The organism is Pseudomonas sp. ANT_J28 (assembly GCF_008370005.1).
Classification (GTDB): domain Bacteria; phylum Pseudomonadota; class Gammaproteobacteria; order Pseudomonadales; family Pseudomonadaceae; genus Aquipseudomonas; species Aquipseudomonas frigoris.
In genome coordinates this window covers 93,375-114,629 of the sequence record NZ_VOBM01000008.1, presented here as the reverse complement: position 1 = coordinate 114,629, position 21,255 = coordinate 93,375, and the positions used below count along the sequence as shown (strand labels likewise).

21 protein-coding genes and 1 pseudogene are annotated in these 21,255 nt (G+C 57.8%); 14 read left to right on the top strand and 8 right to left on the bottom strand.

What is annotated here, in order from left to right; genetic code table 11:
• The first annotated feature begins 72 nt into the window (after positions 1-72).
• On the top strand, positions 73-1,221 hold the full coding sequence (gene yiaY, locus FQ187_RS07730; protein WP_149629009.1) for an L-threonine dehydrogenase: 1,149 nt from the start codon (positions 73-75) through the stop codon (positions 1,219-1,221).
• On the opposite strand, the gene FQ187_RS07725 is transcribed toward yiaY, so the two are convergent.
• Entirely contained in the window at positions 1,218-2,384 is a 1,167-nt protein-coding gene (locus FQ187_RS07725; RefSeq protein ID WP_149629008.1) for an MFS transporter, read from the bottom strand. The genes yiaY and FQ187_RS07725 overlap by 4 nt on opposite strands.
• A gap of 21 nt (positions 2,385-2,405) precedes the next feature.
• Positions 2,406-3,641, bottom strand: coding sequence for an aminotransferase class I/II-fold pyridoxal phosphate-dependent enzyme (locus tag FQ187_RS07720; protein ID WP_149629007.1), 1,236 nt, complete (start codon positions 3,639-3,641; stop codon positions 2,406-2,408).
• A 239-nt stretch (positions 3,642-3,880) separates the two neighbouring features.
• Here FQ187_RS07720 and FQ187_RS07715 point away from each other — a divergent pair, with 239 nt between their 5' ends.
• The 4 genes from FQ187_RS07715 to FQ187_RS07700 all read left to right on the top strand — a co-directional run bounded on the left by FQ187_RS07715 (position 3,881) and on the right by FQ187_RS07700 (position 8,419).
• Positions 3,881-4,789, top strand: a complete 909-nt coding sequence (locus tag FQ187_RS07715; RefSeq protein ID WP_149629006.1) for a LysR family transcriptional regulator — start codon at positions 3,881-3,883, stop codon at positions 4,787-4,789.
• A gap of 106 nt (positions 4,790-4,895) precedes the next feature.
• The gene (locus tag FQ187_RS07710; RefSeq protein ID WP_149629005.1) at positions 4,896-6,089 is read left to right on the top strand and encodes a CaiB/BaiF CoA-transferase family protein; all 1,194 of its coding nucleotides are present in this window, start codon (positions 4,896-4,898) and stop codon (positions 6,087-6,089) included.
• Entirely contained in the window at positions 6,086-7,027 is a 942-nt protein-coding gene (locus FQ187_RS07705) for a hydroxymethylglutaryl-CoA lyase (protein ID WP_149629004.1), read from the top strand. Before FQ187_RS07710 ends, FQ187_RS07705 begins: the two co-directional genes overlap by 4 nt.
• Before the next feature lie 60 nt (positions 7,028-7,087).
• Positions 7,088-8,419 carry an MFS transporter gene (locus FQ187_RS07700; RefSeq protein WP_149629003.1) on the top strand — a complete coding sequence of 444 codons (1,332 nt, stop codon included), beginning with the start codon at positions 7,088-7,090 and terminating at the stop codon, positions 8,417-8,419.
• Between the two features lie 68 nt (positions 8,420-8,487).
• On the opposite strand, the gene FQ187_RS07695 is transcribed toward FQ187_RS07700, so the two are convergent.
• The gene (locus tag FQ187_RS07695; protein WP_129441881.1) at positions 8,488-8,976 is read right to left on the bottom strand and encodes a DMT family transporter; all 489 of its coding nucleotides are present in this window, start codon (positions 8,974-8,976) and stop codon (positions 8,488-8,490) included.
• A gap of 77 nt (positions 8,977-9,053) precedes the next feature.
• Here FQ187_RS07695 and FQ187_RS07690 point away from each other — a divergent pair, with 77 nt between their 5' ends.
• The 6 genes from FQ187_RS07690 (at position 9,054) to FQ187_RS07665 (ending at position 13,451) form a co-directional block, all read left to right on the top strand.
• Positions 9,054-9,965, top strand: a complete 912-nt coding sequence (locus tag FQ187_RS07690; RefSeq protein WP_149629002.1) for a LysR substrate-binding domain-containing protein — start codon at positions 9,054-9,056, stop codon at positions 9,963-9,965.
• Positions 9,966-10,045: 80 nt separating this feature from the next.
• Positions 10,046-10,462, top strand: coding sequence for a fosfomycin resistance glutathione transferase (gene fos / locus FQ187_RS07685; protein WP_149629001.1), 417 nt, complete (start codon positions 10,046-10,048; stop codon positions 10,460-10,462).
• Positions 10,463-10,524: 62 nt separating this feature from the next.
• Positions 10,525-11,163 carry a LysE family translocator gene (locus FQ187_RS07680; RefSeq protein WP_149629000.1) on the top strand — a complete coding sequence of 213 codons (639 nt, stop codon included), beginning with the start codon at positions 10,525-10,527 and terminating at the stop codon, positions 11,161-11,163.
• A gap of 85 nt (positions 11,164-11,248) precedes the next feature.
• A complete protein-coding gene (locus FQ187_RS07675) occupies positions 11,249-12,598 on the top strand; it encodes a diguanylate cyclase domain-containing protein (protein WP_149628999.1) in 1,350 nt (449 codons plus the stop codon).
• 117 nt (positions 12,599-12,715) lie between these two features.
• Positions 12,716-12,874 (top strand): stress protein, encoded by a 159-nt coding sequence (locus FQ187_RS30265; RefSeq protein ID WP_149628998.1) that lies wholly within the window; start codon positions 12,716-12,718, stop codon positions 12,872-12,874.
• A gap of 73 nt (positions 12,875-12,947) precedes the next feature.
• Positions 12,948-13,451, top strand: coding sequence for a DUF4142 domain-containing protein (locus FQ187_RS07665; RefSeq protein WP_149628997.1), 504 nt, complete (start codon positions 12,948-12,950; stop codon positions 13,449-13,451).
• A gap of 45 nt (positions 13,452-13,496) precedes the next feature.
• On the opposite strand, the gene FQ187_RS07660 is transcribed toward FQ187_RS07665, so the two are convergent.
• Entirely contained in the window at positions 13,497-13,907 is a 411-nt protein-coding gene (locus FQ187_RS07660; protein ID WP_134418853.1) for a low affinity iron permease family protein, read from the bottom strand.
• A 300-nt stretch (positions 13,908-14,207) separates the two neighbouring features.
• Here FQ187_RS07660 and FQ187_RS07655 point away from each other — a divergent pair, with 300 nt between their 5' ends.
• Positions 14,208-15,293 carry a type I restriction endonuclease gene (locus FQ187_RS07655; protein WP_129441888.1) on the top strand — a complete coding sequence of 362 codons (1,086 nt, stop codon included), beginning with the start codon at positions 14,208-14,210 and terminating at the stop codon, positions 15,291-15,293.
• 49 nt (positions 15,294-15,342) lie between these two features.
• Here FQ187_RS07655 and FQ187_RS07650 read toward each other — a convergent pair.
• The 3 genes and pseudogenes from FQ187_RS07650 to FQ187_RS07640 all read right to left on the bottom strand — a co-directional run bounded on the left by FQ187_RS07650 (position 15,343) and on the right by FQ187_RS07640 (position 17,682).
• Positions 15,343-16,400, bottom strand: a pseudogene (locus FQ187_RS07650) (transposase domain-containing protein).
• Between the two features lie 114 nt (positions 16,401-16,514).
• On the bottom strand, positions 16,515-17,054 hold the full coding sequence (locus FQ187_RS07645) for an AidA/PixA family protein (protein ID WP_129441889.1): 540 nt from the start codon (positions 17,052-17,054) through the stop codon (positions 16,515-16,517).
• Between the two features lie 124 nt (positions 17,055-17,178).
• Positions 17,179-17,682: an inclusion body family protein gene (locus FQ187_RS07640; protein WP_149628996.1), complete on the bottom strand. Its 504-nt coding sequence runs from the start codon at positions 17,680-17,682 to the stop codon at positions 17,179-17,181.
• A gap of 443 nt (positions 17,683-18,125) precedes the next feature.
• On the opposite strand from FQ187_RS07640, the gene tam reads away from it, so the two are divergent.
• Positions 18,126-18,896, top strand: a complete 771-nt coding sequence (tam, locus tag FQ187_RS07635; protein WP_149628995.1) for a trans-aconitate 2-methyltransferase — start codon at positions 18,126-18,128, stop codon at positions 18,894-18,896.
• A 79-nt stretch (positions 18,897-18,975) separates the two neighbouring features.
• Here tam and FQ187_RS07630 read toward each other — a convergent pair whose 3' ends face one another.
• On the bottom strand, positions 18,976-19,317 hold the full coding sequence (locus FQ187_RS07630) for a hypothetical protein (protein WP_129441891.1): 342 nt from the start codon (positions 19,315-19,317) through the stop codon (positions 18,976-18,978).
• Positions 19,318-19,755: 438 nt separating this feature from the next.
• Here FQ187_RS07630 and FQ187_RS07625 point away from each other — a divergent pair, with 438 nt between their 5' ends.
• The gene (locus FQ187_RS07625) at positions 19,756-21,228 is read left to right on the top strand and encodes a cytochrome c oxidase subunit II (protein ID WP_149628994.1); all 1,473 of its coding nucleotides are present in this window, start codon (positions 19,756-19,758) and stop codon (positions 21,226-21,228) included.
• Positions 21,229-21,255 lie beyond the last annotated feature (27 nt).

Here is a 21,255-nt window from a genome sequence, read left to right as displayed (position 1 = left end):
GACCGATAGGTCGATTCTGTGAGCCCCGCCAGATCGGCGCTGCCGATTCGGCTTCAATCAGGAGACTCGCTCATGAGCAGCACGTTTTTCATCCCCGCCGTAAACATCATGGGCATCGGTTGCCTCGACGAAGCCATGGACGCCATTGGCAAGTACGGTTTTCGCAAGGCGCTGATCGTCACCGACGCCGGGCTGGCCAAGGCGGGCGTAGCGAAGATGATCGCCGAGAAACTGGCGATGCAGGACATCGATTCGGTGATTTTCGACGGCGCCAAGCCTAACCCGAGCATCGCCAACGTCGAGAGCGGTCTGGGTCTGCTGAAAGAAACCAGCTGTGATTTCGTGGTGTCCCTGGGCGGTGGTTCGCCCCATGACTGCGCCAAAGGCATCGCGTTATGCGCGACCAACGGTGGGCAGATTCGTGATTACGAAGGCGTCGATCAATCCACCCGGCCGCAACTGCCGTTGATCGCCATCAACACCACCGCCGGCACTGCCAGCGAGATGACCCGTTTCTGCATCATCACCGACGAATCCCGTCACGTGAAAATGGCCATTGTCGATCGCAACGTCACGCCGCTGCTGTCGGTCAACGACCCGGTGCTGATGGTCGCCATGCCCAAGGGCCTGACGGCTGCCACTGGCATGGACGCACTGACCCACGCCATCGAAGCCTACGTTTCCACGGCGGCCAATCCGATCACCGATGCCTGCGCACTGAAGGCGATCACGTTGATCAGCAACAACCTGCGCCTGGCCGTCCGCGACGGCAGTGACATGGCCGCGCGGGAAAACATGGCGTACGCGCAGTTCCTCGCCGGCATGGCGTTCAATAACGCATCCCTGGGTTTTGTCCACGCCATGGCTCACCAATTGGGCGGGTTCTACGACTTGCCTCATGGTGTGTGCAACGCGGTCCTGCTGCCCCACGTACAAAGCTTCAACGCTCTGGTTTGCGCCGATCGCCTTACCGATGTCGCCCTTGCGATGGGCGCCGATGTTCACGGTCTCACCCCGGAAGCGGGCGCCCAGGCGGCCATCGTGGCGATCCGCAGCCTGTCCAAAGACGTGGAAATTCCCGCCGGTTTGCGTGAGCTCGGCGCCAAGCTCAACGACATCCCGATCCTCGCCACCAATGCCTTGAAAGATGCGTGCGGCCTGACCAATCCTCGCGTGGCGGATCAGCGCCAGATCGAGGAGATTTTCCGCAGCGCGTTTTAGGAGGTTTTGCGACCGGGCGCGAGCATCAAGCAAAGCATCGCGCCCAACGCCAGCAAGGTACACAACAGCGACAACGGCCATGCTTGCGGGCTCGCGATCAAACTGGCGATCCCGCCGATAACCGCGGCCATCAGTTGATGAATGAAACCGCTCAACGCCATCGCATACGCACCGCCGACCGGCGAACCGTCATTGGCCAGGGACAGGCTGACCGGATAAGTCAACGACTGGCCGAACACCGCAACGCAATAGGGCAACCAGAACAGCAGCGCCACTGAAGTGCCCGCCAAACTCCCCAGCAACATCACCGCGCTGCCGGCCAGCACCAGCTCCACACCCGCCGTCATCAACCCGCGTTGACCGGTGCGAAGTACAAAGCTATTGACCGCCAAAGCCCCCAGAAAATAGGCCGCGCTGATCGGCCAGCCCAACACCCCGTATTCCACGGCCGACCAGTTGAACGGTCCTTGCAGAATCAGCGGCGCTGCGGTGTTGAACGCGACAATCACCCCGTACCCAAGGCCGCCGGTGAGGGCCGGCAACAGAAAGGCGCGATGACGCAAAATGCGCCAGTAACTCGGCCAGGCGGCTGACGGGGCATTCTCCTCGGCCAGCACCGGGAACGTAACCCGAGCCACGACCAGCCCCATCATCAGACTCACAGCACCCAACAGGTAGAAAATCGCTGGCCAGCCCAGCGCCACCTGGATGATCGACCCCAGGTATTGGCCGATCCCCAGCGCCACCACAAAGGAAATCGAAATCCAGGACAACGCCTTGGCCAGCAGCTCGCCGCGGAAACTGTCGCGGATCAGCACCCGGGCCATAACCGAAACGCCGCTGGCGCCAATGCCCTGAACCAGTCGAAACGCCAGGAACGATTCAAGCGTCTGGCTCAGGGGCAGGGCCAGATTGCCCAACCCGTAGATGCCCAGCGCGGCGAGCAGCACCGGTTTGCGGCCGATGCGCTGGCCAAGGCTGCCCCAAAACAACATCGGCAATGCCATGCCGATCAGATACACCGCCAGCCCCCAGGAAACCTGCGAGGCGTCGGCGGACAGATCCCGGGCCATGTCCGGCAGCGCCGGCAGGTAAATGCTCATGCCCAATTGGGCGAGGAAAACTGTGCAGCAGGTGACGAGGAGGGTGGTGCTGCTCTTCATTGAATCTTCCCTGGTTTCAGTTCAACAGCCGATGTCCCGGCCTCGAGTGCGTAAAAACCCGGTGATGAGTTCACAAAAGTGGCGGATCAGCGTCGGCTCCATGTCGGCGCGCAGGGTGATTCTGATGGCTGCCTTGCCTTGTGCGACCACCGGAAAAAACACGGCCGAGGTGAAGAAACCGTGATTGGCCAGTTCCATGGCGATGCTGTTGGCCAGCGCTGCTTCGCCGCATTTGACCAGTCGAATCGCCATGTTGCTGTTGTGTTGATCGGTTCGTATGAGGCTGTCAAAGAGCTGGATATTAGCCTGAAGTTTTTCCTGCAACGCGGCAAATTCCGGCGTGCGATGAAGCTGGATGGATGCTCTGCCTGCGCCAATGGCTGCACTGATCAGGCTTTGCGACCAATTGCTGGGGCCGCCGTAACGAGCAATGAGCCTCTTCTGCCGTTCATTGCCCAGCATCACCAGACCACCGCTGGCGCCAAACGACTTGGCCAGCGAGGCGACGATCAGGCAGTCATCCTCCAGGGCATGCAACCTGGGGCGCACGAGGCCTGCGCCCGATGTTCCGACGGCGGACAGCGCGTGGGAATCGTCCAGGTAGAGAAACAACCCATAGCGGTCCTTCAGATACAAAAGACTGTCCAGGTCTGCGACCCCGCCCATGCTGTAGGCGCCGTCGGCGACATACGCGACGGTGCGGTGTTGCTGACACTGCTTCTCGAGAAAATCCATGTCGTTGTGAGGGCAGGTCACGACCGTGGTTTCATCGGCGCAGGCGGCTTTGAGGTGATTCATCGAATAGTGCGCCAACCGGTCGAAGACCATCACGGGAGGGCGGTTTTCCGTGAACACGCCGCTGGCCAGCAACGGCAGGATTCCGGCACTCGCCGCACTGCACGACAAGGTGCTCAGGCAACTGGCGCCGAACAACTCGGACAGTTCGGTTTCGTACTGTTCCAGAATTGCCAGCTTGCAGCGGTTCTTTGAGTTGGCGACGCGAAGGGTGCCTGTTTCCCATAGGGTATTTATGGCGCCGTCGAGAATGTCGGGATGGTGATCCAGGCCCAGGTACGACGTCGTGCAGAAATGATGAAACGCGCGCCCGTGCTGATCGAGCATTCGGTTGGCACTTTTGATTTCGACGTTAATCCCCGAAATTTTCCCGGCTTCAGCGCTCTCCCAATCGTGATCGGCCAACGCGATGACTTTGCGGTAGTTGGTGTAGCGGTTTGCCGCCTGCGATGTCTGGTCCATATGAAAATGACTTTCCTTGAGTGAAACGATCCATGGAATTGTTGCAGTTCGTGTGTGTTTCCAGACTTTACAGAGCGCGGCGGAGGCTTTGAATCGGCTGTTTCCGGTACGGCTGAGTGTTACAAGAGATTTATGTGTAGGGCGATGCCTCGTGATGTTGTGGGCAATTTGCTTTGCCGAGTCGCGTAGAAACCGGGCTATCCTGCCGACTCAGTCGAACAGAAGTCATCGAGCCCTCCATGCTGGAAAAAAGCCTGATCCGCCGCCTCGACCTGATCACTCTCCAGCTGTTTGTCGCCGTTCATGAGGAGGGCACCCTGACTCGTGCGGCCGCGCGTGAAGCCATCGCCGTGTCGGCGGCCAGCAAGCGATTGATGGAGCTGGAGGAAGCGCTGGGGATCAGCCTGTTCGTTCGCCAGGCCAAAGGCATGACCCTGACGCCGGCCGGTGAAACCTTGTTGCACCATGCGCGGCAGATGCTGTTCAACGTCGAGAAAATGGGCCTCGAACTGGGCGAGCACAGCCACGGTATTCGCGGCTATGTGCGGATGCTCGCCAACCTGTCGGCGATCATTCAGTTTCTGCCCGAAGACCTGCGGGACTTTTCCGAGCGTCATCCTCAGGTCAAGACCGACCTCGAAGAGCGCCCCAGCAGCGGGGTGATTCAGGGTGTGCTGGACGGCGTGGCCGACCTGGGAATCTGCTCCAGTGACAGCGACGTCAAAGGTCTGCACAGCGTGCTTTATCGACAGGACAAACTGGTGGTGTTGATGCTGCCCGATCATCCGTTGGCGAGTCGTTCCAGCCTGGCCTTCGCCGATACGCTGGGCAGCGATTACGTCGGTCTGCATTCCGCCAGTTCGATCAATATGCGTACCCACGCGGCCGCGCGCGAGGCCGGCACAGTGCTCCGGCTACGGATTCATGTGCCGGGGTTCGACGCCATGTGCCGGATGGTCCAGGCCAACATGGGCATCGGCATCCTGCCGCAAAAGGCCTATGAGCTGTTTGGCCGGGCGCTGGGCTTGCACGCGGTGCCGTTGACGGATGACTGGTCGGATCGCGCGTTGGTACTGGTGGTGCGCAATGAAGCGGCGCTGTCGCCGGTGAGCCGGATGTTGTTCGAGCATTTGCGCGGAGCGGATTGAGCGTTCGCGTTTCGCGAACGTTCGTTGCCAACTGAAGGTTGGATTCCAGGCCCCGTGGTCCTCTAGCCTTGGCACATATTCCAAGAACAACATGAGGTACCCCGCGATGACTGCCCCCTTGAGTGCAATCAAAGTGATCGAGATCGGCACGCTGATCGCCGCGCCGTTCGCCGCGCGCATGCTTGCCGAGTTCGGCGCCGAGGTGATCAAGATCGAAGCCATGGGTCAGGGCGATCCGCTGCGCAAATGGCGCAAGCTGCACGAAGGCACGTCGCTGTGGTGGTACCTGCAATCGCGAAACAAGAAGTCCCTTGCACTGAATCTCAAATCACCCGAAGGCATTGAACTGGTCAAGCAACTGGCGACCAGCGCCGACGTGCTGATCGAAAACCTGCGCCCCGGCGCCCTGGAGAAACTCGGCTTGGGCTGGGACGTGTTGCACGCCCTCAACCCTAACCTGACGCTGGTGCGTATATCCGGTTATGGCCAAACCGGTCCGTACCGTGATCGTCCGGGATTCGGTGCGATCGGCGAGGCGATGGGCGGGATTCGCTACACCACCGGCACCCCCGGTTCACCACCGGCCCGGGTGGGCGTCAGCCTCGGTGATTCCCTGGCTTCATTGCATGCGGTGATCGGTGCCTTGATGTCGCTGCTACGGGTCAAGACCGGGCAGGGCGGTGGGCAAGTGGTCGACGTGTCCCTGGCCGAAAGTGTCTTCAACGTCATGGAAAGCCTGGTGCCGGAATACGACATGCTCGGCCATGTTCGTGAGCGCAGCGGCGGCGCCTTGCCGGGCATCGCGCCCTCCAACACTTACCTGACGGCCGATGGCGCCTACGTGGTGATCGCCGGCAACAGCGACCCGATCTACAAGCGCTTGATGGACGTGATTGGTCGCCGTGATCTGGCCGATGCGCCGGAGTTTGCTCATAACGACGGACGTGCCGCCAAGAGCAACGTGCTCGATGCGGCGATCACTCACTGGACCAGTAGCCTGCCGATCGACGATGTGTTGTCGGCACTGGAAGCTGCCGAAGTCCCGGCCGGGCGCATCTATTCAGTCGCCGACATCGTCGCCGATCCGCACTATCAGGCGCGGGACATGCTGCTCAACGCCGACCTACCCGGCGGTGCCACGGTGAAGATGCCCGGCATTGTGCCGAAAATGTCCGAGACGCCCGGTGGCGTGAACTGGTCCGGGCCTGCGCTGGGCCAGCACACCGACGGCATCCTCGCGGGACTGGGCCTTACCGGTTCGGACATCGAACGGCTGAAAGCTCAAGGGGTGGTGCAATGATCACTGATTTTTCCGAGACCCTGATTGTTCAGGAAGTCTCCCCCCGCGACGGCTTGCAGATCGAGCCGACCTGGGTCGAAACCGTCGACAAGATTGCCTTGATCGATCAGCTGTCGCTGGCCGGTTTCAGCCGCATCGAAGCCGGCTCGTTCGTGTCACCCAAGGCGATTCCGGCGCTGCGCGACGGTGAGCTGGTGTTCAAGGGCATCACCCGGCAACCGGGGGTGATTTACGTCGCGCTGATCCCCAACCTGAAAGGCGCGCAACGGGCGCTGGCGACGGGGGCCGACGAGTTGAATCTGGTGATGTCCGCCAGCCAGACCCACAACCTGGCCAACATGCGCATGCGTTGCGAAGCCTCATTGGCCGCGTTCGGCGAGATCGTGCAATACGTTCGCGGGACGACGGTGCGGCTCAACGCCAGCATCGCCACCACCTTCGGCTGCCCGTTTGAAGGCAAGGTCGATGAGGATCGCGTGCTGCAAATCGTCGAGGCTTATCAGGAGCTCGGGATCCAGGGCATTACCCTGGCCGACACCACCGGCATGGCCAATCCGCGGCAGGTTGATCGTCTGGTGCGGCGGGTCTTGCAGCGAGTTTCACCCACTGACTTGACCCTGCATTTTCACAACACTCGCGGCCTCGGTCTGTGCAACGTACTGGCCGCCTATGAGGCCGGTGCCCGACGCTTCGACGCGGCACTGGGCGGGCTCGGCGGTTGCCCGTTCGCGCCGGGTGCCTCCGGCAATATCTGCACCGAAGATTTGGTCAACTTGTGCGATGAAATCGGCATTCACACCGGCATCGATCTGCCGCTGTTGCTGCAATTGTCGCGAGGATTACCCGCACTGCTGGGCCACGAAGTGCCCGGTCAACTGACCAAGGCCGGACGCAATTGCGATCTGCATCCGACGCCGCAATCCATCACAACCTTGTAATCCCACACCAGACAACAAAAACAATCGGACACCCACGTGCAGTCCGCCTGGAGAAACATCATGAGCCTTAATGTACTGGAGGCGGGCGCGAGCCCGTCCGTTAGCCACGACGAAGAAAAAGCCCTGGTCAGCAAAGTTGCCTGGCGCCTGATGCCGTTGATCATGGTCTGCTACCTGTTCGCGTTTTTCGACCGCATCAACATCAGCTTCGCCAAGTTCCAGCTGCAGACCGACCTGAGCCTGAGCGATACCGCTTACGGCCTCGGCGCCGGGCTGTTTGTGGTCGGTTACGTGATCTTTGAAGTGCCGAGCAACATGATGCTCTACAAGGTTGGCGCCCGGCGCTGGATCGCCCGGATAATGATGTCCTGGGGCCTCGCTACTGCGGCCATGGTCTTCGTCAATAGCGAATGGCAGTTCTACGCCCTGCGCTTTGTGATTGGCGCGATGGAGGCCGGTTTTGCGCCGGGTGTGCTGTATTACCTGACGCTGTGGTTCCCGCAAAACTATCGCGGACGCATCACGTCGATGCTGTTTCTGGCGTCGGCGTTTGCCGGTCTGGTGGGTGCACCGTTCTCCGGGCTGGTGTTGCAACACCTCGACGGCTTCCTCGATATGCGCGGCTGGCACTGGTTGTTTCTGCTGGGCGGCGTGCCTTGCATTGGCCTCGGCTTGCTGGTGCTGACGTTGCTCAAGGACCGCATCGAAGACGCCCATTGGCTGACGCCGTCGGAGAAGACGCTGCTGGCCAGCCGTATCGCGCACCATGAACCGCACAAGAGTGGCGGCTCGTTGCTCGCTGCGCTGCGGATTCCGGGTTTCCTGACCCTCGGGCTGATCTACTTCCTGATTCAGGTGGCGTCCTACGGCTTGAACTTCTGGGCCCCGCAACTGATCCGCAGTGCCGGCACCGAGAGCCCGGTGATGATTGGTTTGCTGACGGCCATCCCTTACATCTGCGGCGCCATCAGCATGGTGGTGATCGGACGGTTGTCCGACTCGACCGGTGAGCGACGCAAGTTTGTCGCAGGTTTGGTTGCCGTGGGCGCGGTGGGGTTCTTCTGTGCGGGGATCTTCGCTAACCACACGACCTTCCTGATTGTCGCGCTGGGCTTGCTCGGTGCCGGGATCATCGCGTCCATCCCGAGCTTCTGGACCTTGCCGCCAAAACTGCTGGCCGGTGCTGGCGCAGGGGCTGCTGGCGGGATCGCGGTGATCAACACCCTCGGCCAGTTCGGCGGCATTGTCAGCCCGGTCATGGTCGGGCGAATCAAGGACCTGACCGGCAGCACCACGCCGGCGCTGTATGTCATCGGCGTCGCGGCACTGATCGCCGTTGCGCTGCTGATGTGGGGATTGCCGCAGAAGCTGCGCACGCTCGACAAGTTTTAAAGGTTTCGCAGGCTACGCCAGTTTCTGCATCGACCACGCATCACTGCAGGCGCTGGCGAAGGCTGCGATCAAGACGTTGCTGTTATCGCTTTTTCCAATGTGCCACCGAACTGAATCAACACCACTCCAGCCATTAACAACACCGCCCCAAACACCCGCGGCACTGTCATCTCCCGCTCCACCAACCCAAACCACCCGAAGTGATCCAGCACTAGCGACGCCACCACCTGTCCCGCCAGCGCCAAAGCAATAAACCCCGATGCCCCGAGTTTGGGCAGCAACATCAGCGCCAGCGAGATGAAGCACACCCCAAACGCGCCACCGGCCCACATCCACAGTGGCGCCTTGCTGATGAACGCCAGCGACGGCAACGGCAAACGCAGGGCCAACATAACCGGCAACAACACCACAATACTCACCAACAACGACGCGAGGGTTGCCCATAACGGATGACCCAAGCCGCGACCGAGGTTGGCGTTGATCGCGCTTTGAAAAGGCACCACCGCCCCGGCTATCACGGCCAGTAGCAACAGCCCGGCCCAATGCAACGTACTCATGATGAATCTCCAACAGGTTTTGCTGGACTCTAGAGTATTCGTCGCGCAGATTTAAATTCCAAATAGCTATCAAGAACATGCATCAGATGAATGATCTGCGCCGTGTCGACCTCAATTTGCTGGTGATCCTCGACGCCTTGCTCAGCGAGCAACACGTGACCCGTGCCGCCGAGCGCTTGCACCTGAGTCAGCCGGCCGTCAGTCATGCCTTGGCGCGACTACGTGATCTGCTTGGCGATCCTTTACTGGTGCGGGCGGGCGCAAGTCTTGTACCAACCCCACGAGCCCTGGAGTTGATGGCACCTTTGGCCGAAGCCCTGGCTCAGGTGCAATCGCTGCTGGCACCGAATACTTTCGATCCGGCCACCGCCAAGCGCACGTTTCGACTGGCGATGTCCGACTATGGCGCTGCAATCGTCCTGCCGGGGTTGATACGGACATTGCGCCGGGAAGCGCCGGGCATCGATCTGCAAATCAGCCATGCCAGTCGCGAAGGCATGCTCGAGGGAGTGCTCAACGGCGACATCGACGTGGCGGCAGGCGTCTTTCCAGAATTGCCGAACGAGTTGCGCAGCACTCCGCTGTTCGAAGAGCACTACGCCTGTCTGGTCGACCGCAACAGCCTGCCCACCGATGGCGTGCTCGACCTGCCGACTTACCTCGCCCGCCCCCATGTCCTGCTGGAAATGCGCGGCAGCGGCACCCCGGAAATCGAACGGGCCCTGACAGCCCTGCGTGAACGCCGTCGCGTGGCGATCAGCCTGCCGCACTGGAGCGTCGCCCCGGAGTTCATCAGCGGCACAGACCTGATCCTCACCGTCGCTTCCCGAGGGTTGCTCAATATCGATGAGCAGTCGTTGATCGTGGTCCCGCCGCCGTTTCAGATTCCGTCGTTTACCTTTGTGTTGGTTTGGCACACGCGGCGGGGTGGGGATCAGGCGTTGAACTGGTTGAATGGGCGGATTGAGGAGGGGATTGGACGCGGTTGAGGACGCAATACTGTTCACTTAAACGTGGTATTTCAGGTATGCCTGCATTTGTGGCAGAAAATACCCTTGAGGAAATAAAATTGCTGACAGGCCTTAATCACCTGACCTTCGCCGTCACCAACTTGAACCGCAGCGTGGCGTTCTATCACGATCTGCTGCAACTTCAGCTTGAAGCCACGTGGGACACCGGCGCCTATCTCTCGCTGCCGGGTCTGTGGTTGTGCCTTTCCCTCGATCCACTGCGCAACTCCGAATCCGCCGCCGATTACACCCATTTCGCCTTCGGCATCAGCGCATCGAATTTCCCTTTGTTCGTCGAACGCCTGCGATCCGCCAACGTGCAGGAATGGCGCGACAACCGCAGTGAGGGCGCGTCCTTCTATTTCCTCGACTCGGACGGCCACAAGCTTGAAGCCCATGTCGGTGACCTGACGTCACGGCTGGCAGCCTGTCGTGAGCGTCCGTATGCGGGAATGAGGTTCTTCGACGATCAGTAAGTCGGGTCCCGGAGACCTGAGATAGACTTGCGTGCATTCACCCCAGCTCAACAGGACTCCCCATGACCCCATCGCTGCTAATGGCCGTTCTCGCCTCGGGCTTTATCTATGGCATCACGCCGGGGCCGGGTGTGTTGGCGGTGTTCGGCATCGGTGCGGCGCGTGGTCGGAGGGCCGGTGCGGGATTTCTCTGCGGGCATTTGCTGGGGGATGTGGTCTGGTGCAGCACTGCGCTGATCGCGATTGTCGGTGCACGGGAAATCGGCAGTACCGCGTTCGATGTGCTGGGCGTGCTCAGCGGGCTGTATCTGTTCTGGCTCGGTCTGCGCGCGGTTCGCGCTCGTCGCAGCAGTGTCGAGGCGCCACAGGGGCCGGCGCGGCAGCCGTTCTGGCACGGCATTCTGTTTGGCCTGACCAATCCGAAGGCTTACCCGGTGGCGGTGGCGACGTTTACCGCGCTGCTGTCCAGCCGTGCCGAATTGCTGCATTGGTCGATGCTGCCGTGGTTGATTGTCCTGAGCTTCGTCGGTGGCCTCATGGCCTACGCTATCCTCATTGGCATTGTCGGGGCGCGGCAGGTGCGCATGTTGTACCAGCGCCATGAGCTGTTGATCACACGGTTGTGTGGGGTGATGTTTATCGGATTCGCCATCAATGCTCTGGCGCATGCATTGCCGGGGCTGGTGGCGAACAAGGCGTGAGGCTGATTGCAAGGAGGCGTCAGTTGTACTGATGGGTCAGGGAGGGTTCTTTATTGCTGCATTGGCCGGACACGCTCACCGCACTATGGCAACCAGAAATTCCGCGCCGTTGGCGAGCTTCATCGATCTCTTGCTGGACGCCGTCTGTGCGGTCGACAAACAAGGTCGCTTCGTATTTGTCAGCGCGGCGTGCGAGCGTATTTTCGGTTATACCCCCGAAGAGCTGATCGGCCAGCCGATGATCGACCTGGTGCATCCCGCCGATCGTCAGCGCACCCTCGATGCCGCGCGGGAGATCATGGGCGGCGACCCCAAGCTCAATTTCGAAAACCGCTACCTGCGCAAAGATGGCCGGGTGGTGCATATCCTCTGGTCGGCGCGCTGGTCGGAGGTCGACCAACTGCGCATCGCCGTGGCACGCGACATCACCGAGCGCAAGCAGGCCGAATCCCGGCAAGCGGCGTTGTATGCGATTTCCGAAGCGGCCCACGCGGCGGAAGATTTACTGGCGCTGTTCAAACGCATCCATTTGATCATCGGTGAATGGCTGCCGGCGTTGAATTTCTCCGTGGCGCTGTATGACGAACACTGTGCGCAGCTGAATTTCCCTTATCACGTGGACGACCTGGAGCTGCAACCCGAGCAGCCCGGAACGATCACCGGACGCCTCTGCGCCGAGGTGATTCGCAGCGGCCAGCCGATTCTGCTGACACCTGATCAGGACAATCCACTGGAGGGGTTTGAGGCGCTGGTCGCGGGCCAGCATTCGCCTTGCTGGCTGGGCGTGCCGTTGAGTTCACAAAACGGCACCATCGGTGCGCTGATCGTTAAAAGCGTGCCCGGTGGTGAGCGCTACACCGAACAGGACAAGGAGCTGCTGCAATACGTTTGCGCCCAGGTCGCCACAGCGATTGAGCGCAAGCAGTTGCATGCCAGACTGCAGCGCATGGCCCAGTATGACCAACTGACTCAACTGCCCAACCGCGAGCTGCTCCGTGACCGGCTTAAACACTCACTGACGCTGGCTCGGGCGGAGTCCGGGCGGATGGCATTGCTGTATGTCGACCTCGACCGCTTCAAAGAAGTCAACGACACCCACGGCCATGCAGTCGGCGACATGCTGTTGCAAGCGGTCGCCAATCGGCTAAAGGGTTGCGTGCGTGAAACCGATACCGTGGCGCGCATCGGTGGTGATGAATTTGTGGTGTTGTTGCACAGCATCCACGCCTCGGAAGACGCCGACAGCGTGGCGGGAAAAATCCGACAGGTCCTGGCTCAACCCCTGCGTCTGGATGGGCATAGCGTGAACATCCTGCCGAGTATCGGGGTCGCTCAATACCCCGAGCACGGCACCGAGGAAAAGCAGCTGTTCAGGCATGCCGATGAGGCCATGTATGCCATCAAGCGCGAACATCATCAGCGCCTCGGGGCTTGAAAAATCTGCCACCGTTCGTCGCGGCGATTTCAACTTTTCTAAACCTTTGCGGCGATCGAAATTCTGATTCTATGCGGGCTCCTGCTCGCCGCGCTCATCACCAAGAGGTAGAGAATCATGCCTAATTCAAGAAACTCGAACTCGGGAAACTTCGCCAACGATCGAACGAAGGCGCCTGAAACCGGTCGCAAAGGTGGGAAAACTACCACCACGACTGTCGATAAAGACCCTGCGAAACCCGATATGGGCCGCAAAGGTGGTCAGAAATCGAAGTAGCGGTGAAGGTAGTTTTGATTGAGAGGCGGGAGCGTAAGCTCCCGTTTGAATTTTTTACGAGGAGGGCGAGACCATGAGCCGGATGGCCACCCGATTACGCAATGCCGGTTTTGCCACGTTGCTGGGTCTGTGCGCCAGCAGTGCCTTTGCCCAGTCCCCCGCCGAATTCATCAACGATGCGTCGGCCAAAGGCATGGCAGATATCGAAGCCAGCCGCCTGGCGCACCAGAAAACCGAATCCAAAGAGGTCAAGGACTACACCATCGTCGTCATCAATGACCGCACCACCGCCAACCAGCATCTGGCGAAAATCGCCAAGCAACTGGATTTGCCGGTGGCTCCGCGCGAAGAGGTAGTCGATAAAGCCAAAGCCTTGATGCCGCAAGTGCAGGGCGGCACCAGCTTCGACCAGGCCTACGCGGCCAGTCAGGTGAAAACCACCCAGGAAGCCATCGAACAGCTTCAACAGGCAGCACAGACCACCGACGTGCCTGAAATCAAAGCCTTTGCCGAAGAAACGTTGCCCAAATTGCAGAACCATCTGCAAATGGCCAAGGCGCTGCAAGCCAGTCGATAACTGTCAGGTTGCGCGGGTGACCTCGGGCCGCCCGCGATCCTCCAATTAGCTTTCATTCAAATCCTGCTTACCTTTTTCCTGGACGACGGTACCGTCCAGGGAAATCGTTTCGCCCTCGCCAAGTTTCCGATACTGCTTTCTCAGCGCTTCCAGCTGCTTTAGGTCCAATGCCTCAAGCCCCAGCATCGCGTTCTGCGCCTCCTTCGTCACCCGCAGCAACTCATCGACCTTCAAGTGCAAAATGTCCGTGTCGCGGTTCTGGGTGTTCTGGATCAGAAACACCATCAGGAAGGTGATGATGGTGGTCGACGTATTGATGATCAGTTGCCAGGTGTCGTTGAAGTGAAAAATCGGCCCACTCAGACCCCACAGAAAAATCAGAATGATCGCCCCCATGAACGTCTTGGGGCTGCCCGCCCACAGGGCAAGTTTCTGAGCGACTTTTGCGAATTTCATTGCCGTGTTCCTTATAGGGATGCGCCTGATTTTCAGACAGCACGGGCATGATGAAAATTCTGATTAAATTCTGGATTCAATGAAAAGCCGGTAGCTAGTACCTCGGTATTTTGGAGGAGCTGCCGGGACTACGATCTGGCGATCTTGTAGGACGAATTGAACCGGATATGGATGGAAGAAATCTCTGTTGTTCCCAATTCTTGGTTGGATTCTTTCTTTGTGCCGGTTTGTGTCTAGTATCAAAGGCAATCAATTTGCCAGCATGCAAACACACGGATCGAACCAGATAAGAGGCCACTCATGGAATTCTTCGAAAAGTTAGCAAGCTTAGCCGCCAAAGTTCGTTTGCAAGGCGCTGCCATTAAGACGGAAGAAGCGACCAAGAACGCGTTTGTCATGCCATTTATCAGCACGGTGCTGGGCTACGATGTCTTCGATCCGACGGAAGTAACTCCCGAATTCGTTTGCGATATTGGAACGAAAAAGGGTGAAAAAATTGATTACGCAATCATGAAGGGAGGAGACGTTCAAATCCTCATCGAGTGCAAAAAAATTGGTGAGTCGTTGCACATCAATCACGCCTCTCAATTGTTTCGCTATTTCCACGTCACCAGCGCCCGAATCTCTATCCTTACCAACGGTCAGGTCTACAAGTTTTTCACCGACCTGGATGCGCCCAACAAGATGGACGAGAAGCCATTTCTTGAACTCGACCTTCTGGATATCGACGAGTATTCCGTCCCCGAATTGGTCAAGCTCACCAAGTCAGCCTTCGATGTGGATTCGATCATCAGCGCCGCAGGTGAGCTGAAGTACGTCAGCCAAATCAAAAAGGTCATTGCTTCGCAGGTCAGCAAGCCTGATGACGACTTTGTGAAAGTGTTCGCTTCGCGTGTATACGAAGGTGTGATTACTCAGAAGGTCCGTGAGCAGTTCCATGAGCTAACGAGAAAAGCCGTGGTGCAGTTTCTCAACGACCAAATCAACGACAGGCTCAAGTCGGCCATGAGCGGCGCCATTCAACCCGCGTTGGCCTCTTTACCGGTTTCTTCCAGTGGTGCTGAGCAGCCGGATTTGCGAGACGAGTCAGAGGACAAGGTTCTGACCACCTTGGAAGAGCTGGAGGGATATCACATCGTCCGTGCCGTCGTTCGGTCTGTTGTCGATGCGAAGCGGATTGTTCAGCGCGACACCCAGAGTTACTTCGGAATTTTGCTCGACGACAACAACCGCAAACCGATCTGTCGTCTGCACTTCAATCGTTCACAGAAGTACATCGGTATTTTTGACGAAGAAAAGAATGAAACCCGGCACGCAATAAATTCGATAGACGATATCTACGAATACTCGGATCACTTGAAGAAGACTGTTGGATATTACGACTAACCGAGCTTGCTCGGCGCGAAAAAAAACTGGCCATCGCGGCTAATGCCAGTCAGTTAAGCTGACTGGCATTTTTGTTTTTTATCGGATACTTCGGGGATTTAAGCCTGATAGCCCGGGGATAAACGCGCTCCTCTCGTCGATGAGGCAGAACGTAATGCAGGGCTGAAGCATGCAGCTCGGCCAGGTATGTGGGGATGCTCCCGGAACGGTCGGCCGAGACGCTGTTGATAAAGCCGAGGATCGCCCAGGTGCAGGCGGTAAAACTCATTTCACATGGGTAAATTCCGGGACAATGGCGGCTCATTTCCACCATCTGATAGCGCAACAAGTTGTAGCCCAACAACACACCCCACAACTCCTGCTCGATCATCTCGGGCGTCTTGCTGCGCAGCGTGTAACTGCTGTTGAGCAGTGTCTGTTTCATTTCCAGAAAGCCTAATTCGATCTCCCATCGCTGGCTGTAAAGGTCAACGATTTCGTCGGACGGGAAGCGCAGTGGGTCGACCATCGAGGTCAGTATCTGACACACCTTGCCCTTGACGGTTTTACTTAAGAGTCGTGCGGTCAGGCGCTCCGGCAGCCCCGGCCATTGCTTGCGGGCCTGCGGCGAAGTGCTTAATGAGGAAAACCGGTGTCGCCATGCTGGTTGCTGGCGGAGTCATAGCGCGCCCGATTTTCCGGCGTGTCGGGCGTGCGCCAGACGACGCCATCGACGCCCAACAAACGCAGACCGGCCCAAGTCGGATGACCGGCCGCCTCATGCCAACTTTTCTGGGTCAGATCGAAGACTTGTCGTACAGCTTCGCTGCCTAATCTCTGGCGGGCCTGGACTACGGCGCTGGGGGCGACCAACGGGCGCTGGCCCGGCAGCATGATGTTCATGCGACTGACCACATCCCAGGCCGACATGCGCCGGAAGAACGCCATGGAGATCACGCACCAGAGCATCATTTCCAGCGGCAAACGGCGCTTGCGCAGCGTCGCCACACCGGCCTGTTCAAGCGCCTGCTCGACCAAAGAAGGATCGAGTAAGGAATCCAATCCCTCGATGGCGTTGGGGGTAGAGGCGATGTTGTGGGTCAGTTCCAGTGCCCGAGCGAGACGCATAAAAAATCCGATGCCAGTACAGGCATCGGATTTTGATTTCTTGCGGCCAAAGGTCAAGCGAGAAGGCTTAACTGATCGGCATTAGCCCTTGAGGCCGGTTTTTTAGGCGTCCATTCACTCCGCCAACTTCACGTCCACCGACCAACTGAAGTACCCCAATGCCTCGCAACTTTTATTGATCAACATGAATTTCAGTTCGCACGACGCCACCCCAGCCGCCAATTGCGTGCAGTGCCAGTAATGATCATCGGCCGTATGGCTGCCCGGTTGGGTTGGGTTTTCGGGGTCGGGTGCGGGGACCGTCAGGTCTGTGTGGACCACCAATTCAGGCGGTGAAAGGACCCCGGCATTACCTACATGTATCTCGTAGAACACCACGCTGTGTTCGGCGAGCAAGCTGACGGTCCTGCCACGGATTTGGAAGTTCTTTCCGTTATTGGCGGTAAGCGTCATTAAGCTGTCATTAATTGTACTTTGTGTTGGTTTTGTGCCGCTGATGGCAAAGATGAAGCCTTCTTCAATCTCGGTCGGGTTTTGCGGCTCAAGACTGGGTTGTGGATAACGTGAAAGCAGTGATTCGGCATCGACGATCAGCAGCACATTATTGGCTGGCGCGATACTCGCCGAGGGGGAGGCAATCGGTTCGGAAGTCATCATGGATTCCTTTCATGATGTTGATTCAAGACGGCAGCCGCATCGGTTCAAGCAAGGCATCCCGTCCCGGCCGAAGCGGCAACGAACTCGGTAGACCCCTCGTCGCCAAGGGGCCTGGTCATCGTCAGTTACGGATGGTAATGAACGGATCCCACGAGCAGCAGCCTACGATCCTGCAGTCGCGATCAACGATCAGGAAATGGAAGTGGTAGGTCACGCTACCGCACGAAAGTGTTTCCGAAGACCAGTAATGGTTATCAACTTTCTGGCAGCTTGGAACCGACGGGTTGCTGGTGTTGGGAACGGCAACGCACGCTGTAGCCTTTCGGGGCGTGGGTGTGGAGATCAACTCGTTGCCGACGTTGCCAACAAACTTGTAGAAAATCACTGCAGTCTCGAAACTCTGCGACAGACTGGTTTCACGCCAGCGAATCAAGTCGCCTACCTGGGCTTTCAAGTTGAGTTCGCCACCGGCCTGGCCGCTGACCACGTTGTTCTGATTGGTCACCATGTACACATGATTGACGTCGATTAACGTCGGCGAGGCAGGGTTTTTGCTGATGTTCGGGTAGTTTTTCAGAATGGTTTCAGTGTCGATTGAAACAAGTACATCCGTGACTCGAGACATAGTAAAGCTCCTTGTTCATAGTGAATGCCTGGCATCTTCCAGGCACAACAACGCTTGCTTGCCTTACGGCCGTTGCGAAAACACTACGGGCGGAACCCACCTGTCACGGGCATGAGCTGGCCTTGCTCCTTGCGTGCAAACTAACGGGTTCGGGTTCCTTCCGACGGGCCGCGATTGGACTATAGATGTGAATTTTAGGCTGTCAAAATTGCTTGGCTTCTAGTTCGACGAACGGTCGATTCGGTTATGACTTCAGAAGTTTTTGCGATAAAAAATGTTCATTCAAATCCTCTTTGTACGTTTGGTACTGTGGGGATTGGCAGCGAGGGAGTTGACTGACCGCTTTCGCCATACGTCGGATAGGGTAGAGCGCACCGGTCGAGGTATCGTAGCGAATCGGTTTTCCGCCTCTTGCTACAACAACGCACCGACAGGAGAACGCAATGAGTTGGTCCGCCAAACAATACGTCGCTTTTGAAGATGAACGCACACGTCCCGCCCGTGACCTGCTGGCCGCGATCCCTGCTGTGGACGCGCGCTCGGCAATCGACATCGGTTGCGGCCCCGGCAATTCGACCGAGTTGCTGGTTGAGCGCTTCGCCAATGCCACGGTGCGTGGCTTGGACAGTTCGACCGATATGATCGACGCCGCCCGCAAGCGCTTGCCGCAGGTGCAATTCGATACGGCTGATATTGATACCTGGAACGAAAACGGCCCGTTCGATGTGATTTTCGCTAACGCGGTGTTGCAGTGGCTACCTGATCACGCGAAGTTGCTACCTGCACTGGCGAGTAAACTGGCGCCCGGTGGCAGTCTGGCGATCCAGATGCCGGACAATCTCAACGAACCTTCGCATCGCTTGATGCGCGAAGTTGCAGCCGATGGTCCATGGGTTGGCAAGCTGGCGGGCGCCGCCGGGCAGCGGACGGAGATGGCTGATGCCAGTGGTTATTACTCGATGCTGCGAGCCCACTGTTCCCGTGTCGATGTGTGGCGCACGACTTACCATCATCCACTGGCTGGCGGCGCGTCTGGTGTGGTCGAGTGGTTCAAGGGCAGCGGATTGCGACCGTTTCTTGATCCGCTGGATGAGGCGGAGCAGGCGCAGTATCTCAAGCAGTATCAGGCGGCGATCGAGCTGGCTTATCCGCCGTTGGCCGATGGTTCAGTGCTGCTGCCGTTCCCACGGTTGTTTATCGTTGCAACGCGTTGATGCGTTTATGAAAAAGGGACAGATTCCGCTCTTTTCGTCTGTCCCTTCCGCGTACCAATGGCCGAGAATTCCGTCGTAGCTAGGCGTCAATCAGCTGATCAATCAAAACCGCGTTGCTATAGATCAAGCTTCCATCACTCGCGCGATGCCCGACCAGATGGAACTGACCGCGCTCGTTGTGTATATAGACGCGCATCTGGCAGTCGGACAAGGGGGCGTATCCCTCCGGCAATTGCAATTCCAGTGTGTCCATGTCGACATCCACCATTGCTTCACGCTCATGGGTCTTCTGCAGGCGTTCTTCTGCTTGCTCCAGACCCAGATGGAGGGGGCCATCGACGTAAAAATGGATTTCACCCATCGGGGTCGACTTTTGTTCTCCGTTGACTTTGCACCAGCCTTCGATCGTCAAGGCACTCATGACGAAATCTCCGTTGTGGACGGCTGGACGCTATCGCCCTTGGCCGTCTTGTCTGACCGCTATGCATAGGCGAGGATCTTTGCGGGCGCTTTTGCCGATCTTTGCCTTCCGTAATCAGACCTAATTATAGCTGGCAACCGGGCCTCGCTTGCTCGACGTGTTGTTCCGGCGAGATGTGTTGCTTAATAGTTACAGTTATATATAGCGAATAGATTTCAAGTGATCAAGTTGTTGCTGAAGTTGGAATATCCAGGCAACAGGGCTTTTCAGGAAAAGCGCTTGTTCCTGCCATGAACTATACTTCCTGCGGACTTTGTCACAAAGATAGGTGGTATTTGTCCAGCCTGTTTTGGCGTCAGATTAGTATTGATTTGACGATGTTGTTCTGTGGCGATGCTTAGGCATACCGATGAGTAACAGGAATAGGATGAAAGCAAAATGGCAATGGCAATTATTCTTGTACTAATCGTTATTGCATCTGTGCTGTTCCATATACTTGCGCCTTGGCATGCGACACCGGCAGCTTCCAACTGGGGGTCAATAGACACCACCCTGTTCATCACCCTGATCATTAGCGGAATATTTTTCATCGCCGTCACCCTATTCATGGCGGTGGCCGTGATACGTTTCCGTCACAAGGAAGGTGTCAGGGCGGCCTACCAGCCAGAAAATAAAAAGTTGGAAACATGGTTAATTATCGTGACCTCGGTAGGTATTGCCGCGATGTTGGCGCCAGGTCTGGTTGTTTACAGTGACTTTGTCCGGGTGCCGAATAATGCTTATGAACTTGAAGTGGTCGCCCAGCAGTGGCAGTGGGCCTTTCGTTTTCCCGGCCAGGACGGGAAACTGGGCAAGTCGGATATTAAGTTTGTTGATTCCGTCAATCCCTTTGGCCTTGACCCCAAGGATCCTGTTGGGCAAGACGATGTACTTATAATAAACAATGAAGTTCGCCTTCCGCTCGATAAACCGGTGAAAGTTTTACTGCGTTCTAAAGATGTGCTGCACGATTTCTATGTCCCACAAATGCGCAGCAAGATGGACATGGTGCCAGGGATGGTGTCGTACTTTTGGTTTACACCGACTAAAACCGGAAAGTATGAAGTCCTTTGCGCTGAATATTGTGGCGTAGGTCATTACAACATGCGCGGCCATATGATCGTGGAAGAACAGGATGCCTTCGATCAATGGCTGAACAGCCAACCAACTTTTGCGCAAACATTAACGACAGCTGCCAAACCCAGTCGGGACAGCGTGCTGGAAAAAGGTCGCCTGTTGGTCGAAAAGCTCGGTTGCAGTGCCTGCCATAGCCAGGATGGCAGTGCCAGTCTCGGCCCGGGATGGAAGGGGTTGTACGGCCGCACTGAACAGCTTGCCGATGGCACCAGTGTGCTGGTCGATGAGGCCTACCTGAAAGAGTCGATCCTCGATCCGAAGGCCCGATTGGTACAGGGCTACCCGCCGGTCATGGTGACCTATACTCTCAATGACGATGAATTGGGCGCACTCGTCGCTCTGATCAAATCACTGGGTGCCGCGCAGCAAGACAATGAACCTTCTGCCAGCGAAGCGTCGGGCCCAGGTGATGACTTGGCGTCGCAGGGACAGCGGTTGGCTCAGTCGCTCGGCTGTCTGGCCTGCCACAGTGTCGATGGCAGCAAGGGTATCGGCCCCAGTTGGCAGGGCCTGTATGGCAAGACAGAAACCCTTGCCGACGGTACGAGTATCAAGGCCGATGAGGGCTATATAAAGGATTCGGTTCTAAATCCCAGCGCCAAAATCGTCAAAGGGTATGCAGCCGTCATGCCGGCCTTTACTCCGAGTGATAAGGAGTTGAACGCCCTGATCGCTTTTATCAAATCCAAAGCGATTACCGACGCTGATGCGAGCAAGGCGGAGCCAGGGAAGTAGCCGTAAAGCAGCCAGGAATACACCGAA

Bases quoted from the DNA above. Each gene is read 5' to 3' on its own strand.
- tam (WP_149628995.1), top strand. From the start codon at position 18,126: ATGAGTTGGTCCGCCAAACAATACGTCGCTTTTGAAGATGAACGCACA.
- FQ187_RS07715 (WP_149629006.1), top strand. From the start codon at position 3,881: ATGCTGGAAAAAAGCCTGATCCGCCGCCTCGACCTGATCACTCTCCAG.
- FQ187_RS07660 (WP_134418853.1), bottom strand. From the start codon at position 13,907: ATGAAATTCGCAAAAGTCGCTCAGAAACTTGCCCTGTGGGCGGGCAGC.
- FQ187_RS07695 (WP_129441881.1), bottom strand. From the start codon at position 8,976: ATGAGTACGTTGCATTGGGCCGGGCTGTTGCTACTGGCCGTGATAGCC.
- FQ187_RS07720 (WP_149629007.1), bottom strand. From the start codon at position 3,641: ATGGACCAGACATCGCAGGCGGCAAACCGCTACACCAACTACCGCAAA.
- yiaY (WP_149629009.1), top strand. From the start codon at position 73: ATGAGCAGCACGTTTTTCATCCCCGCCGTAAACATCATGGGCATCGGT.
- FQ187_RS30265 (WP_149628998.1), top strand. From the start codon at position 12,716: ATGCCTAATTCAAGAAACTCGAACTCGGGAAACTTCGCCAACGATCGA.
- FQ187_RS07690 (WP_149629002.1), top strand. From the start codon at position 9,054: ATGCATCAGATGAATGATCTGCGCCGTGTCGACCTCAATTTGCTGGTG.
- FQ187_RS07640 (WP_149628996.1), bottom strand. From the start codon at position 17,682: ATGTCTCGAGTCACGGATGTACTTGTTTCAATCGACACTGAAACCATT.
- FQ187_RS07705 (WP_149629004.1), top strand. From the start codon at position 6,086: ATGATCACTGATTTTTCCGAGACCCTGATTGTTCAGGAAGTCTCCCCC.
- FQ187_RS07655 (WP_129441888.1), top strand. From the start codon at position 14,208: ATGGAATTCTTCGAAAAGTTAGCAAGCTTAGCCGCCAAAGTTCGTTTG.
- FQ187_RS07645 (WP_129441889.1), bottom strand. From the start codon at position 17,054: ATGACTTCCGAACCGATTGCCTCCCCCTCGGCGAGTATCGCGCCAGCC.
- FQ187_RS07665 (WP_149628997.1), top strand. From the start codon at position 12,948: ATGAGCCGGATGGCCACCCGATTACGCAATGCCGGTTTTGCCACGTTG.
- FQ187_RS07625 (WP_149628994.1), top strand. From the start codon at position 19,756: ATGGCAATGGCAATTATTCTTGTACTAATCGTTATTGCATCTGTGCTG.
- FQ187_RS07675 (WP_149628999.1), top strand. From the start codon at position 11,249: ATGGCAACCAGAAATTCCGCGCCGTTGGCGAGCTTCATCGATCTCTTG.
- FQ187_RS07700 (WP_149629003.1), top strand. From the start codon at position 7,088: ATGAGCCTTAATGTACTGGAGGCGGGCGCGAGCCCGTCCGTTAGCCAC.
- FQ187_RS07710 (WP_149629005.1), top strand. From the start codon at position 4,896: ATGACTGCCCCCTTGAGTGCAATCAAAGTGATCGAGATCGGCACGCTG.
- FQ187_RS07630 (WP_129441891.1), bottom strand. From the start codon at position 19,317: ATGAGTGCCTTGACGATCGAAGGCTGGTGCAAAGTCAACGGAGAACAA.
- FQ187_RS07680 (WP_149629000.1), top strand. From the start codon at position 10,525: ATGACCCCATCGCTGCTAATGGCCGTTCTCGCCTCGGGCTTTATCTAT.
- FQ187_RS07725 (WP_149629008.1), bottom strand. From the start codon at position 2,384: ATGAAGAGCAGCACCACCCTCCTCGTCACCTGCTGCACAGTTTTCCTC.